The sequence below is a fragment of the Collimonas fungivorans genome (assembly GCF_001584145.1).
In the GTDB taxonomy this organism is placed as follows: Bacteria; Pseudomonadota; Gammaproteobacteria; order Burkholderiales; family Burkholderiaceae_D; genus Collimonas; species Collimonas fungivorans.
Genome location: NZ_CP013232.1, coordinates 4,427,400 through 4,440,651 on the forward strand (window position 1 = coordinate 4,427,400; position 13,252 = coordinate 4,440,651).

Genomic DNA, 13,252 nt, shown 5'->3' on the forward strand with positions numbered 1-13,252 from the left:
TCATTTGCCAAGCTCTGCCTTGGCTGCGGCGACACAGTCATCCTTGGCAGCTCCTGCCAGCGCATCGCACTTGGCCATGGCCACCTTGTATCGCGCATCTGCCCGTTCTTCCCGAGCGTCGGCCTTGGCCTTGGACACATCTTTCTGGGTGTTGGCGTTCGCTACGGCATTGGTCTGGTCTGCCTTGGCCTGCTTGACGCAGACATCCTTGGCGTTACCCGCCAGGCCATCGCATTTTTCCTTGGCTACCGCATAGTCGGCGTCGGCTTCGGATTTACGCGCGCTGGCGACGGCTTTTGGCGTATTTTTATACTCGGCCTTTGCGTCTTGCTTGGCATGTTCGCGAGTGGCCTTGGCTTGCTTGAGGCAAACGTCCTTGCCGTTGCCGCTGAGCTCGTCGCATTTTGCCTTGTCGGCCTTGTAAGTGGTGTCGGCTGCATCTTCTGCCGCCTTGTAGCTGGCTTTGGCGCTGTCGGCCGCCAAGGCCAGCGATGTGCCGCTAAAACCGGCAACGCCGATCAGCATGGTCGCGAGGATTTTATTGATAGTCATGTCAATGTCCTTTCTTCGACTGATGAATGTGATTGCCCAATCATGGTGAAAAAGGGATTCAGAACTGATCCTTCTGGCGCTTTTCGAACTCGTGGATCTGCTTTTCAACTTCGTCCTTCTCGATCCCGTAGGCTTCCTGGATGCGGCCCGCCAGCTGGTCGCGCTTGCCGGCGATCCGATCCAGGTCGTCATCGGTCAGCTTGCCCCATTGTTCCTTGACGTTGCCCTTGAATTGTTTCCAGTTGCCTTGAATAGTGTCCCAGTTCATTGTGCACTCCTTGACGGTTGTTAATTCGATGTCGGCCGATTGAATCCGCACGGCCGGCCTGACATGCAAGGGAGGTCTGTAAAGCGATGACGCTTGGTCGCCGCATTGCTACCCTTGCATCGGTGAGTTCATACTAACCAGCCGTCCGATGCGATGCTATAGGACAGGGACCGATGTCCTTGTAGGACAAACGGAAGCGCGGTCCGCACGGAACACGCTGTCAATGTGTAAAATTGTCAGCCTGCCACTGCCCGATGCGGTTCCCCACAAGCGAAGCGCCATCTCAGCGGCAATCTTAAAAGGAAGGAAATCATGAGAGTCAGTCGTTATCTAAGTTTCTGGGCAGTGCTGTCGCTGACTTTGCTGCTTGCCGCCGGCGCCGCGGCGGGCAAGATGGGATGGTGGTGGGCAGTGCTGCCCGGCCTGTTGACCGCGCTCGGCATCTGGGACATGAACCAGCGCAGCCACGCGATCCTGCGCAACTATCCGCTGATGGGACATTTCCGCTTCCTGTTTGAGATGATCCGCCCCGAGATGCGCCAGTATTTTTTCGAGAGCGACAACGACGGCGCGCCGTTTACCCGCAAGGAACGCAGCCTGGTCTACCAGCGCGCCAAGGGCGAAGTCGACAGCCGGCCGTTCGGCACCGAGCTCGACGTCAAGCTGCGCGGTTATGAATGGGTCGGCCATTCGCTGTCGCCGACCATCATCGCCAGCCACGATTTCCGCGTCACGGTCGGCGCCGAACGGGCGCAGCCGTATTCGATGTCGGTCTTCAATGTCTCGGCGATGAGCTTCGGCGCGCTGTCGGCCAATGCGATCCGCGCACTCAACCGCGGCGCCAAGAAAGGCGGCTTCGCCCACGATACCGGCGAAGGTTCGATCTCGCCCTACCATCGGGAATTCGGCGGCGACCTGCTGTGGCAGATCGCTTCCGGCTATTTCGGTTGCCGCAACGGCGATGGCAGCTTCAACGAAGAAAAATTCGTGGCGCAAGCCACAACGCCGCAGGTCAAGATGATCACGGTCAAGCTGTCGCAAGGCGCCAAGCCCGGCCACGGCGGCGTGCTGCCGGCGGCCAAGATCACGCCGGAGATATCCGCCACGCGCGGCGTGCCGATGGGCGTCGACTGCATCTCGCCGGCCACCCACTCGTCGTTTTCCAATCCTATCGGCCTGCTGGAATTCATCCAGAAACTGCGCACGCTGTCGGGCGACAAGCCAGTCGGATTCAAGCTGTGCGTCGGCCATCCCTGGGAATTTTTCGGCATCGTCAAAGCCATGCTGCAGACCGGCATCCTGCCTGACTTCATCGTGGTCGACGGTTCCGAAGGCGGCACCGGCGCGGCGCCGCTGGAGTTTGTCGACCATGTCGGCATGCCCTTGCAGGAAGGCTTGCTGCTGGTGCATAACACCCTGCTCGGCGCCGGCCTGCGCGACCGCATCAAGATCGGCGCCAGCGGCAAGGTGATCACCGCCTTCGACCTGGCGCGCACGCTGGCGATTGGCGCCGACTGGTGCAACTCGGCGCGCGGGTTCATGTTTTCGCTGGGCTGCATCCAGTCGCAGAGCTGCCACACCGACCGCTGCCCTACCGGCGTCGCCACCCAGAATGTGGGCCGCCAGAAAGCGCTGGTAGTGCCGGACAAGGCTGAGCGCGTGTACCGCTTCCACGAAAGCACTTTGCATGCGCTGCAGGAACTGGTGCAAGCCGCCGGCCTGCCGCATGCCTCGGCGCTACGCGCACATCACATCGTGCGCCGCACCTCGGACCATGAAGTGAAGCTGATGTCTGACTTGCTGCATTATCTGCAGCCGGGGGATTTGCTGAACCAGAAATACCGCTATCCGGTATTCGAGAAATACTGGCCGATTGCGCGCGCCGAGAGTTTTCATCCTGCGGCGCCAATCCGGGCCAGCGTCGGATAAAAAAAAGCCAGGGTTGTTGTTAACCCTGGCTTTTTTGCTTTACGGCGCCGGTTCAGGCCTCGGCATCCGGCTGGTTCTGCGGCGCCGCCTTGATAAAGGCATCCAGTTCCTGGCAGTTCTGGTAGATGCCCATCACGGTCGGCATTGCCGACAGATCGCATTTCAGGCGCTGTGCATTGAAGATCTGCGGCACCAGGCAGCAGTCGGCCAGCGTCGGCGTATCGCCGAAACAGAACTTGCCGGGCCGGCTATCTCTGGCCAGCGTTACTTCCAGCGCCGCCAGGCCGCTCTCGCACCAATGCCGGTACCAGGCGTTCTTGGCGTTTTCATCCACCTTCAATTCGTGCACCAGGTAACGCAACACACGCAGGTTATTGAGCGGGTGGATGTCGCAGGCAATCGACAAGGCTATGCTGCGTACGAAAGCCCGGTCCAGCGCGGCCGGCGGCAGCAATGCCGGCGCCGGATGGATTTCTTCAAGGTACTCCAGGATCGCCAGCGACTGCGTCAGCACCGCCTGGCCGTCGACCGTATCGTCGTCGACCATGGTCGGCACCAGGCCGTCGCTGTTCAAGGTACGGTACATCTGGCTCAGCTGTTCACCGCCGTGCTTCAGCAGATGCACGGGCACGGTATCGTAGGGCATGCCTTTCAGGTTCAAGGCAATCCGTACCCGGTAAGAGGCAGAGCTGCGGAAATAGCTATACAGTTTCATCGATATGTACTCAGACCAGGCGTACGCGCAGATCGCCGACGCCGGCTACCGATCCTTCCAGCAGGTCGCCCTTGCCGACAGCCGCAACGCCGGCCGGAGTACCGGTAAAAATCAGGTCGCCGGCCTGCAGTTCAAAGTAGGCGGACAATTGTTCTATGGTCTCGGCGATGTTCCAGATCATCTGGTTGATATCGCCCTTCTGGCGCAGCGTGCCGTTGACATCCAGGTGGATATCGCCTTGCTCGATGACGCCGGTAGCGCCGACCGGATGGATCGGCGAAATCGGCGCCGAATGATCAAAACCCTTGCCGGTGCACCATGGCCGCCCCAGTTTCTTGGCCTCGCCCTGCAAATCGCGGCGGGTCATGTCGAGCCCGACGGCGTAGCCCCAGATGTGCTTGACGGCTTCCGCTGCCGGGATATTCTTGCCGCCGGTAGACAAAGCCACCACCAGCTCGATTTCGTGATGCAGGTCCTGGGTCATCGATGGATAAGGCATCTCGCCTATGCTGCCATGGGCGACCGGCAGCACTGCATCGGCAGGCTTCATGAAGAAGAACGGCGCTTCACGGCCGCTGCTGCCCATTTCCTTGGCGTGTTCGGCATAATTGCGGCCGACGCAATAAATCCGGTGCACCGGAAACAATTGATCGCTGCCTGCTACGGGGACGGCTGCTGCCGGTTTGGGTGGAAAAACGAAGTGCATGGAAGCTCCTTTTTCAATACCGCCGTCATGCCGGCAGCAAACAATGTCTGAACTCAATTCTCGCCGAGAAACTGCCCCAGGCGACGCACTGCTTCTTGCAGATTCTCCATCGATGTCGCATACGACAGACGGATGTAATGTTGCGCGGTATACGGGCCGAAGTCGAGGCCGGAAACCATGCTGACGCCGGCCTGATTCAAAACTTCCTTGACGAACTTGTCGGCGTCGTCACCTTCCTTAAGCAGGGCGCTGCAATCCGCATACACATAAAATGCGCCGTCCGGCAGCACCGGCACCTTGAAACCCAATTCGACCAACGCCGGCACCAGGTAATCGCGGCGGCACTTGAATTCGCTCCTGCGCTCTTCATACAGGGCCAGCGAAGCAGGCTCGAAGCAAGCCAGCGCTGCATGCTGGGCAATCGCCGAGGGGCAGATGAACAAGTTCTGCGCGAGTTTTTCGATAGGCGCCACCAGCGATTCCGGCAGCACCAGCCAGCCGAGACGCCAGCCGGTCATGTTGAAGTATTTGGAGAAACTGTTGATGACGATGATGTCGTCGCCCAGAGACAGCGCCGAAAACGGCTCGCCCTCGTAGCTCAGGCCCTGGTAGATTTCGTCGACGATGGAAAAACCGCCCTTGCCGCGCACGGTGGCGATGATCTTGGCCAACTCGCTGTGCAGGATCGAAGTGCCGGTGGGGTTCGACGGCGATGCCAGCAGCACGCCGCGCGTATGTTCACCCCAGTGCCCCTGCACCATGCGGTCCGACAGCTGGAAGCGCTGCTCTGGGCCGCTGGCGATCATTTTCGCCTGGCCATCGAAGGCGGCGACGAAGTGGCGGTTGCAAGGATAGGACGGGTCCGGCATCAGCACTTCGCTGCCCTTCTCCACCAGTGCGGCGCAAGCCAGCAGCAACGCGGCCGAAGCGCCGGCGGTGACGACGATGCGCTCGGGTGCGATATCGAGGCCGAATACCTGGCGGTAATGGGCCGAGATCGCTTCCCGCAGCGCCGGCAGGCCGGTGGCCGAGGTGTATTGCATCTTGCCGCCGGCCATGGCCTTGGCGGCAGCTTCGATCACCAGCGGCGCCGCGGTGAAATCAGGCTCGCCGATACCCATGTGGATGATATGGCGGCCTTGCCGTTCCAGCGCTGCAGCCATTTTTGCCAGCTCCATCACATGGAAGGGTGCGATGTTATCGAGGCGTGAAGCCAGGTGCGAGAATGTCATGAATGCTTTTCCGAATGGCGCCGCGCCGCCCGCTGGCGCCTCGCCTGAAACACGGAACCGATGCGCGCTGACGCGGCATCCGCGGCTCCGCCTACATTAGTTGCCGGGTCAGGATTTCTTGCCGGCGCCGATTTCCGTGGCGCGCGTCTTGGCGGCAAACTTGTCCAGCACGCCGTTCACATATTTGTGGCCATCGATGCCCCCGAACGATTTGGTCAGTTCGACCGCTTCGTTGATCACCACGCGATAAGGAATTTCAACGTGGTTCTGCAGTTCGAAAGCACCGATCAGCAAAGCCGCGTGCTCCACCGGCGACAGTTCGCTGATCTTGCGGTCGATCAGCGGCTCCAGGCCGGCGCGCAATGGGGCCGCGTCCTTGATCGCACCGTACAGCAGCGAGTTGAAATGCTCGGCGTCGGCTTTGTCGAAACCGTGCGCCTGGCGAATGTTTTCGCTGATCGCCGTCACGTCTTCATTGTTCAACAGCCATTGATACAGGCCCTGCAACGCAAATTCGCGCGCGCGGTGACGTGGCGTGCGGCTCTTGCTCGGATTGGCGTGCAAAGTTTTATTAGTCATAATTTTTCCAGCTGGTACGTCAAAATTCAAACACAAAAAGTAAGGCACCACCGGCGCCTTGCCTGTCACAACATCTTATTCTTCGCTGGTGGCTTCCGCCAGCTCTTCCAGCGCGATCGCCAGGTTGGCCATTTCCACCGCCACCCGCGCGGCGTCGGTGCCCTTCTCTTCCATCCGGGCCTCGGCCTGCTCGTCGTTCTCGGTGGTCAGCACGGCGTTCGCAATCGGAATGCCGGCATCGAGGCCGACGCGCGTGATGCCGGCGCCGGATTCATTCGAGACCAGCTCGAAATGGTAAGTCTCGCCGCGGATCACGGCGCCGATCGCGATCAGCGCGTCGAACTGCATGGTTTCGGCCATCTTCTGCAGCGCCAGCGGAATTTCCAGCGCGCCGGGCACGGTCACGTGCAGGATGTCTTCATCCGCCACGCCCAGGTGCTTCAGCTCCGCCAGGCAGGCTGAGATCAAACCGTGGCAGACGTCTTCATTGAAGCGGGCTTGCACAATACCGATGCGCAAATCTGCACCATCCAGATTGGTTTCGTAAATTCCGACTGTCATGGCTTTCCTCTTATGCGCACTTGGCGCTTATCTACTGATGATTTACAAAAAAACGTTACGCGAACACGCAACAACAACCACTGCTACCTTCAGGCATTCGGCTTGTTCTGGTAGCCGGTGACCTCCAGGTCGTAACCTGTCATCGACGGCATCTTGCGCGGGCTGGCCAGCAATTTCATCTTGCCGACGCCGAGGTCCTTCAGGATCTGTGCGCCGATGCCGTATGTCCGCAGGTCGACCCGCGGCGGCGGCGGCTTGACGCCGCTGCAGGCCGCTTCCAGCGCAGCGAACTTGGCGAAGATCTGGTCGGCCGATTCTTCGCAGTTGAGCAGCACCACCACGCCGCACGGCGAAGCGGAGATTGCCGCCAGCGCCGACGCCATGTTCCAGGAATGGTTGGTGGCTTCGGTTTCCAGCAAGTCCAGGATGGACACCGGCTGGTGCACGCGCACCAGGGTTTCCACATCCGGCGCCGGCGTGCCGTGCAGCAGGGCCAGGTGGGCGCCGCCGCTTGGCGTGTCGCGATAGGCAATGGTCTTGAACGTGCCTTGGGCAGTGTGAGTAGTACGTTCGGCCAGGCGCTCGACTATGCTTTCGTGCTGGCCGCGGTAATGGATCAGGTCGGCGATGGTGCCGACCTTGAGGCCGTGTTCCTTGGAGAATTCCAGCAGATCAGGCAGGCGCGCCATGGTGCCGTCTTCCTTGAGGATTTCGCAGATCACGGCGGCCGGCGTCAGGCCCGCCATTTCGGTCAGGTCGCAACCGGCTTCGGTATGGCCGGCGCGCATCAGCACACCGCCCTTGCGCGCCTTGATCGGGAAAATATGGCCCGGCTGCACGATATCGCCAGCCTTGGCGCCGGCCGCTACCGCTACCTGGATGGTGCGGGCGCGGTCGGCGGCGGAGATGCCGGTAGTGACGCCTTCGGCGGCTTCGATCGATACCGTGAAATTGGTGCCGTAGGCGGTGCCGTTGCGGCTGGTCATCATGCCCAGGTTGAGCTGGTCGCAGCGTTCCTCGGTCAAGGTCAGGCAGACCAGGCCGCGCGCATATTTCACCATGAAATTGATGGCTTCCGGCGTCACAAAATCGGCGGCGAGCACCAGGTCGCCCTCGTTTTCACGATCTTCCTCATCTACCAGAATCACCATGCGCCCGGCACGGAGTTCAGCAATGATTTCCTCTGTTGTTGCAATTGACATGTTTCGCCTTGGAGATAACCGGCCCGGAAGCCGCCTTATGGGTAGCCTGGTCCAGCTTTGCTATAAATCTTGCTATGAAGGTTGCGGTTTATAGACTCAGGGCTGCTGCTGAGCAACCCGGTTAAAACAAACATAAACCAGAGGTCGCTATTTTAAAGGATTTAGCAGACTGAAAATGTTTTACGGACGCCAGTTTGCCGCTGTTTTATATCAAGATCTGGCCAAAACCCGGTATCGCTGCTCTCAGGCCGCCAATGGTTGCATGTTTGCCAATGCATCCATCAACAACCGAGGATCGCCCAGGGCCAGTCTTTTGGAATCCGACAGCGCCTGCCGGAACGATTTGGCGCCCGGCACGCCGGCCATCAGGCCCAGCATGTGGCGGGTGATGCTGTTCAGGCGCAAGCCCTTGCCGTCGTGTCCGTGCAGCGCCAGCTGCTGGCGGATATAAGGCAGCATGGCCTCGATCACCTCGGCGCGCGTCTTCGGCACGGCATCGGCGGCGCCGTAGTAGCGGGAATCGAAATCGGCCATCAGGTAGGGATTGTGATAGGCCTCGCGGCCCAGCATCACGCCGTCGACATATTGCAGGTGGAAATCGATTTCCTCGGTAGTCTTGATGGCGCCGTTGATGATGATTTCCAGCTCCGGAAAATCGCGCGCCAGCTGGTAGGCGTATTCGTACTTGAGCGGCGGGATTTCACGGTTTTCCTTGGGGCTGAGCCCCTTCAGGATGGCATTGCGCGCGTGCACGATGAAGGTCTGGCAACCGGCTTGCGCCACGGTACCGACAAAATCGCGGACAAATTCATAGGATTCGGTCTTGTCGATGCCAATCCGGTGCTTGACGGTAACATCGATGTTCACCGCATCGCGCATTGCCTTGACGCAATCGGCCACCAGCTCGGCCTCCGCCATCAGGCAGGCGCCAAACGCGCCCTTCTGCACCCGTTCGGACGGGCAGCCGCAGTTCAGGTTGATCTCGTCGTAACCCCATTCCTGGCCCAGTTTGGCGCTCTTGGCCAGGTCGGCCGGCTCGCTGCCGCCCAGCTGCAGGGCGACCGGATGCTCTATGTCGTTGAAATCGAGGTGGCGCGGCACGTCACCGTGCAGCAAGGCGCCGGTGGTCACCATTTCGGTGTAGAGCCAGGTGTGGCGGGTGATCTGGCGGTGGAACACGCGGCAGTGGCGGTCGGTCCAGTCCATCATGGGCGCAACAGAAATTCTGCGCGCCCCTGATTTCACCAACTTATCAATGCCGGCGCGGCTTTCAGCGGTGTTTGAAACTATTTGAGAACTCACGAAAATTCACGTTTATTAATGGTTTATCATTCGTCACTGGACAAAAATTGGACAGAATTTAAGGCAATGGCAACTATTCAAAAAAATCGGCAAGCGCTGGCGTGCCAGGGTTCGTAAACAGGGTTTTCCAGCTGTAAGCGAAATGTTTGATACAAAAGCACGTGCCCAGGAATGGGCATCTAAGGTCGAATCCGACATGCGGGCGCTGAAATTTCAGGATGAACGTATCATATCAGACCTGACGTTAGGCACCCTGATCGACCGCTATACGGAGGAGATCGGCGCCAAAAAGTCATTTGGCAAGAATAAAACCGCCGTCTTGGCTTCGCTCAAAATCGCACTTGGCGACATCTTGCTGCCCAATCTGACATCCGACCGTCTTGTTGACTATATTGAAATGCGCAGTACTGGCTACAGAAAGTCGCTGCCAACACGCAGTACATCGAGCCAGGCAGCCCGTGGGAGAACGGCTACTGCGAGTCCTTCAACGGAAAACTCCGTGATGAATTTCTGAACGGAGAGATCTTCCACAGCCTCAGGTGTATTTCGGGATCGGAGAGGAAGTCGCGGCGGAACAGTTGCGGGCGTTTTTCAAAGAGCGCCGCACGGCGGGCTTACACCAGCTCAAAATCCAGCCCGATATCTGCCGCCGGGGCGCTTTGCATCAGCCGCCCGACCGAGACGTAATCCACACCGCTCGCCGCGATCGCGGCAATCGTATCGAGCCGTACTCCACCCGAAGCCTCCGTCGCCGCGCGCCCGGCCACCAACGTCACTGCCTCGGCCAGCATTGCCTGCGACATATTGTCGAGCAGGATTTGGGTGGCGCCGGCCACGATCGCCGGCTCGATCTGGTCGAGTCGATCGACTTCGCAGATGATCCGCTCCACGCCTGCCGCCTTCGCGCGCGCCACCGCCGGCCCGACGCCGCCCGCCACCGCGACATGGTTGTCCTTGATCAGCACCGCATCCCACAGCCCCATGCGGTAATTGGTCGCGCCGCCCATCCGCGTCGCGTATTTTTCAAGCACGCGCAGGCCGGGGATGGTCTTGCGGGTGTCGAGCAGGGTGGCGTGGCCGTTCATGGCATCGACATAGGCGCGCGTCATTGTCGCAATGCCCGAGAGGTGCTGCACGGTGTTGAGCGCGCTGCGCTCGACGGTGAGCAGAGCACGGGCGTTGCCGGCGATCCGCATCAACGCGGTGCCAGGCGTAACGCTCTGGCCGTCCTGCACGAGCATTTCGATCGTACACGCCGGATCGAGATGACGGAAGAACGCGGCGGCCAGCGGCAGACCGGCGACGGTGATCGCCTCGCGGCTGTCCATCACCCCGGCAAAGCGCGCATCGGCAGGGATGACGCTCTCGGCGGTGACGTCGTGGCCGCCGCCAGGGAGGCCTTCGCCGAGATCTTCAGCGAGCGTAGCTTGGACAAAGGCACCGAGGTTGAAGCCTGGGAGGGTGAATGCATTCATGCCGTGACCTTATAGAAAATGAAAAGATTATGCAGGGCCTTACAGGCCGGCAGCACCGCAAACCTACGGCCGAATGTCTATCCACCATGACCAACCAACTTTAATGCAGTAAGGCCGCTTCAGAGCCCGGATGTCAGCTTTTAGCCGAAGAATCACCGTAGCTCGATGGTCGCCAGGGGCTGAGTGGAGTCGGTCAACAGGGCCTGGGTAGATGTTATTTATTTGTACTACGTAGCGCCGCGGCCCAACTCTCGACCCAGTCTCCCAAGGGATCGAACAGTTCCAATAGTTTTGCGCCGCGTTTAGTAAGTTGGTAACCAGTGTCGCAAGTTTCAACAATCAGAGCTTCGCGCAATTCTGCCAGTCGGCCGTTGAGCACTGACGGCGACATATCGTCGCAGCGCGCCTGTAGCTCGCGGAACACCATTGGGCCCTCGCGCAGTTCCCAGATCACGCGTAGCACCCAGCGGCGGCCGAGCAGGTCGAGCAAAGCCATGATTGGCTTGCCGGTTTTGGAACCACGAACGGGTTTATCGATGAGTGCCATGTTGCGCTACTAAATTAGAAGCATTATGCTTCGTTTATCGTAGCAACTGGAGTCCTACATGTCAACACCCCGTATACAAGCCCTTAATCCGCCCTACGCTGATGGTGTGCAGCAGGATTTCGATCGCATCATGCCGCCCGGCATTCCGCCGCTGAAGTTGTTCCGCACCGTAGGACAAAATCCGCGTGTACTGTCGCGCATGATCGCAGGCAGCCTACTCGACAAGGGCAGCATTTCAGTACGCGCCAGAGAGATCATGATTCTACGAACCTGCGCGTTGTGTGGGGCCGAGTACGAATGGGGCGTACATGTTGCGGCCTTCAGCACCAAGGCGGGATTCACTCCGACACAGGTTGCTGCCACTGTGCATGAGGATACCCAAGCGTGGCCAGCTCAAGATTCCGTGCTGATCCGGCTTGCGGATGCACTGCATGCGACCAGCAGCGTCGACGACACTCTGTGGGCCGAACTGAAAACGTTTTACACCGACGAGCAGCTTATCGAGCTAGTGATGCTTGCCGGTTTGTATCACGCGGTGTCCTACATAGTGAACACGACAAAACTGGAACTTGAAACCGCCGCGCCTCATTTTGATAGTTATGCCAACAACTAATCGACGGACGCATGTTTATGGTGCTTCGAGCGGCCGCTATCCGGAGTAGATTTCAACCTCTCGACAGTCCGCATCGGGCTGGTTTTTGCCTGTGACACCAAACTTCTGAATGACTGCTTCCAGTTACTTGCTACGACGGCTGGTCTTGATACCGGATTGTCCGTAATACTCGTGCAGGTCAACAAAGGTAGCGATCTGATCTACTCGGATCCTGCCTTTTCGCGTTGGAGCGGCTAGGTATAGTCACGAGGACAGCACATAACATGCTATCAGCTGGTACTTTCCCCATTGCAACGCGAAAGGAAGGTAGAAATCGCGTGGCCGACGTTAGAGATGTGGGGCATATTTGAACAAAAGAAAGGATGAAGCAAAGACTGCGCACCACTCTGCCAAGTAACTTCCTTGCACACGATAGACGCCATTTCGCGTCTTTTTTTACTTCGTTAAATCGATCAAATAATTTGCGCCAACTCAATCTTCACCTGACATTCGCAGTACAACTCTCCGACCGCTATCGACCCAGTGCGGACCATCGAGTTTCCCTAAAGCGGACAATCGAAAAACACTGTGGACTCAAAATTAAGCTTACAAGTTGATGCTGAACTAGAATAGATTTTTAGATGATATTTCCATTATCCCCGATGACCGCCTTACTCAATGTTAATCAAGCCTTGGCTAATCTTTCTGGACTTGCAAATACAGATGTAACGGTAGAAGGTATATTGCATTTTGAATTTGAGGATGTAGGTATCTATCACTGGCCGAAGTCGGAGAGATTCCCAAATTATGGTTCCGGGATTTGGCTCAGTGTAGGAATGGGGAGTTTTAACTTTGATGTGGAAATATGCCGGCAGCTAAACGGCAAGCGAGTCGTCGTTGAAGGTTTAATACTTAAACCTGATGCTCACTTTGGGGGCTGCGGTCATATGAATATGTGGCCCGCAGAATTAATTGCCCGCACACTCTCGAAAGTGAACGAGTAGCCCCATGATCGTGACCCAACTATGTCGGTTACGGTATTACTGTTTCAAATTTCTGCCCGATATATCTTTCTGCACCGTTTTCTCTAATCTTTTGCTGAAATTTCTTCCAACATGCCAAAACGGCATGAAATTCCTGAATTGAAAATTGTTGTAATGGGCCATGGTCAATCGAATAGTCGGGAATGTTTTCATTTGAGATGAAAATGCATTCATCCTTCTGATTGCGAGTGGCGCACCACACGTTAACGTCATTCACGCCAAAGTCTGCCAACAATGGATTAGCTGATTGATATGTGCCAGCTCTCACATGTGTAAGCAAATCTTCAAACTCGGCATCAGCTGGTGGATACAGAAGACTCACAAATTCGCACAACGTACCGGTCACTGCCTGATCAACTTGGCCTTCATCACTTACCGCGTAAAGCAAGGAAATCAATGAGCCTGTCGGCATTCTGAAAATTTCAGTAACGATTTTCATCACAATGTGTACTCTAAAAAGTCGCGCCACATGCGTATCTTCAATATGTCCGCTATTGGCCGATAGTGGACATGCAAGCTATCGGCACCGCAGAATTTACCAAAGCCTGG

At 57.9% G+C, this 13,252-nt stretch carries 15 protein-coding genes and 1 pseudogene; 4 read left to right on the forward strand and 12 right to left on the reverse strand.

Annotated elements, in window-relative coordinates:
- Together CFter6_RS19385 and CFter6_RS19390 are read right to left on the reverse strand one after the other, a co-directional pair.
- Complete coding sequence (locus CFter6_RS19385) at positions 1-552, reverse strand: hypothetical protein (RefSeq protein WP_236904421.1); 552 nt, start codon at positions 550-552, stop codon at positions 1-3.
- A gap of 58 nt (positions 553-610) precedes the next feature.
- Entirely contained in the window at positions 611-820 is a 210-nt protein-coding gene (locus CFter6_RS19390; protein WP_061541308.1) for a CsbD family protein, read from the reverse strand.
- A gap of 312 nt (positions 821-1,132) precedes the next feature.
- On the opposite strand from CFter6_RS19390, the gene CFter6_RS19395 reads away from it, so the two are divergent.
- Complete coding sequence (locus tag CFter6_RS19395) at positions 1,133-2,749, forward strand: FMN-binding glutamate synthase family protein (RefSeq protein ID WP_061541309.1); 1,617 nt, start codon at positions 1,133-1,135, stop codon at positions 2,747-2,749.
- A 52-nt stretch (positions 2,750-2,801) separates the two neighbouring features.
- On the opposite strand, the gene maiA is transcribed toward CFter6_RS19395, so the two are convergent.
- The 7 genes from maiA to dusA all read right to left on the reverse strand — a co-directional run bounded on the left by maiA (position 2,802) and on the right by dusA (position 8,992).
- Positions 2,802-3,464 carry a maleylacetoacetate isomerase gene (gene maiA / locus CFter6_RS19400; RefSeq protein ID WP_061541310.1) on the reverse strand — a complete coding sequence of 221 codons (663 nt, stop codon included), beginning with the start codon at positions 3,462-3,464 and terminating at the stop codon, positions 2,802-2,804.
- Positions 3,465-3,474: 10 nt separating this feature from the next.
- Positions 3,475-4,170: a fumarylacetoacetate hydrolase family protein gene (locus tag CFter6_RS19405; RefSeq protein WP_061541311.1), complete on the reverse strand. Its 696-nt coding sequence runs from the start codon at positions 4,168-4,170 to the stop codon at positions 3,475-3,477.
- Between the two features lie 53 nt (positions 4,171-4,223).
- A complete protein-coding gene (locus CFter6_RS19410; RefSeq protein ID WP_061541312.1) occupies positions 4,224-5,402 on the reverse strand; it encodes a pyridoxal phosphate-dependent aminotransferase in 1,179 nt (392 codons plus the stop codon).
- Between the two features lie 108 nt (positions 5,403-5,510).
- Positions 5,511-5,981 carry a transcription antitermination factor NusB gene (nusB, locus tag CFter6_RS19415; RefSeq protein WP_061541313.1) on the reverse strand — a complete coding sequence of 157 codons (471 nt, stop codon included), beginning with the start codon at positions 5,979-5,981 and terminating at the stop codon, positions 5,511-5,513.
- 75 nt (positions 5,982-6,056) lie between these two features.
- Positions 6,057-6,542 (reverse strand): 6,7-dimethyl-8-ribityllumazine synthase, encoded by a 486-nt coding sequence (ribH, locus tag CFter6_RS19420; protein ID WP_014007410.1) that lies wholly within the window; start codon positions 6,540-6,542, stop codon positions 6,057-6,059.
- Positions 6,543-6,631: 89 nt separating this feature from the next.
- The gene (ribBA, locus tag CFter6_RS19425; RefSeq protein ID WP_061541314.1) at positions 6,632-7,744 is read right to left on the reverse strand and encodes a bifunctional 3,4-dihydroxy-2-butanone-4-phosphate synthase/GTP cyclohydrolase II; all 1,113 of its coding nucleotides are present in this window, start codon (positions 7,742-7,744) and stop codon (positions 6,632-6,634) included.
- Positions 7,745-7,987: 243 nt separating this feature from the next.
- Entirely contained in the window at positions 7,988-8,992 is a 1,005-nt protein-coding gene (gene dusA, locus CFter6_RS19430; protein ID WP_257722420.1) for a tRNA dihydrouridine(20/20a) synthase DusA, read from the reverse strand.
- A 474-nt stretch (positions 8,993-9,466) separates the two neighbouring features.
- Between dusA and CFter6_RS25760 the strand changes: the two are divergent.
- Positions 9,467-9,583 (forward strand): annotated as a pseudogene (locus CFter6_RS25760) (integrase core domain-containing protein); the annotation flags it as partial.
- 77 nt (positions 9,584-9,660) lie between these two features.
- Here CFter6_RS25760 and nadC read toward each other — a convergent pair.
- Positions 9,661-10,521 (reverse strand): carboxylating nicotinate-nucleotide diphosphorylase, encoded by an 861-nt coding sequence (nadC, locus tag CFter6_RS19440; protein WP_061541316.1) that lies wholly within the window; start codon positions 10,519-10,521, stop codon positions 9,661-9,663.
- A 214-nt stretch (positions 10,522-10,735) separates the two neighbouring features.
- On the reverse strand, positions 10,736-11,068 hold the full coding sequence (locus CFter6_RS19445; RefSeq protein ID WP_061541317.1) for a winged helix-turn-helix transcriptional regulator: 333 nt from the start codon (positions 11,066-11,068) through the stop codon (positions 10,736-10,738).
- Positions 11,069-11,126: 58 nt separating this feature from the next.
- Between CFter6_RS19445 and CFter6_RS19450 the strand changes: the two genes are divergently transcribed.
- Together CFter6_RS19450 and CFter6_RS25765 are read left to right on the forward strand one after the other, a co-directional pair.
- On the forward strand, positions 11,127-11,681 hold the full coding sequence (locus CFter6_RS19450) for a carboxymuconolactone decarboxylase family protein (RefSeq protein ID WP_061541318.1): 555 nt from the start codon (positions 11,127-11,129) through the stop codon (positions 11,679-11,681).
- A gap of 641 nt (positions 11,682-12,322) precedes the next feature.
- Positions 12,323-12,664 (forward strand): hypothetical protein, encoded by a 342-nt coding sequence (locus CFter6_RS25765; protein ID WP_150118817.1) that lies wholly within the window; start codon positions 12,323-12,325, stop codon positions 12,662-12,664.
- Positions 12,665-12,692: 28 nt separating this feature from the next.
- Here CFter6_RS25765 and CFter6_RS19455 read toward each other — a convergent pair whose 3' ends face one another.
- Positions 12,693-13,142, reverse strand: a complete 450-nt coding sequence (locus CFter6_RS19455; protein WP_061541319.1) for a hypothetical protein — start codon at positions 13,140-13,142, stop codon at positions 12,693-12,695.
- Between the last annotated feature and the right edge of the window lie 110 nt (positions 13,143-13,252).

Coding starts and splice junctions, on each gene's coding strand:
- CFter6_RS19385 (WP_236904421.1), bottom strand. CDS start 552: ATGACTATCAATAAAATCCTCGCGACCATGCTGATCGGCGTTGCCGGT.
- CFter6_RS19390 (WP_061541308.1), bottom strand. CDS start 820: ATGAACTGGGACACTATTCAAGGCAACTGGAAACAATTCAAGGGCAAC.
- CFter6_RS19395 (WP_061541309.1), top strand. CDS start 1,133: ATGAGAGTCAGTCGTTATCTAAGTTTCTGGGCAGTGCTGTCGCTGACT.
- maiA (WP_061541310.1), bottom strand. CDS start 3,464: ATGAAACTGTATAGCTATTTCCGCAGCTCTGCCTCTTACCGGGTACGG.
- CFter6_RS19405 (WP_061541311.1), bottom strand. CDS start 4,170: ATGCACTTCGTTTTTCCACCCAAACCGGCAGCAGCCGTCCCCGTAGCA.
- CFter6_RS19410 (WP_061541312.1), bottom strand. CDS start 5,402: ATGACATTCTCGCACCTGGCTTCACGCCTCGATAACATCGCACCCTTC.
- nusB (WP_061541313.1), bottom strand. CDS start 5,981: ATGACTAATAAAACTTTGCACGCCAATCCGAGCAAGAGCCGCACGCCA.
- ribH (WP_014007410.1), bottom strand. CDS start 6,542: ATGACAGTCGGAATTTACGAAACCAATCTGGATGGTGCAGATTTGCGC.
- ribBA (WP_061541314.1), bottom strand. CDS start 7,744: ATGTCAATTGCAACAACAGAGGAAATCATTGCTGAACTCCGTGCCGGG.
- nadC (WP_061541316.1), bottom strand. CDS start 10,521: ATGAATGCATTCACCCTCCCAGGCTTCAACCTCGGTGCCTTTGTCCAA.
- CFter6_RS19445 (WP_061541317.1), bottom strand. CDS start 11,068: ATGGCACTCATCGATAAACCCGTTCGTGGTTCCAAAACCGGCAAGCCA.
- CFter6_RS19450 (WP_061541318.1), top strand. CDS start 11,127: ATGTCAACACCCCGTATACAAGCCCTTAATCCGCCCTACGCTGATGGT.
- CFter6_RS25765 (WP_150118817.1), top strand. CDS start 12,323: ATGACCGCCTTACTCAATGTTAATCAAGCCTTGGCTAATCTTTCTGGA.
- CFter6_RS19455 (WP_061541319.1), bottom strand. CDS start 13,142: ATGAAAATCGTTACTGAAATTTTCAGAATGCCGACAGGCTCATTGATT.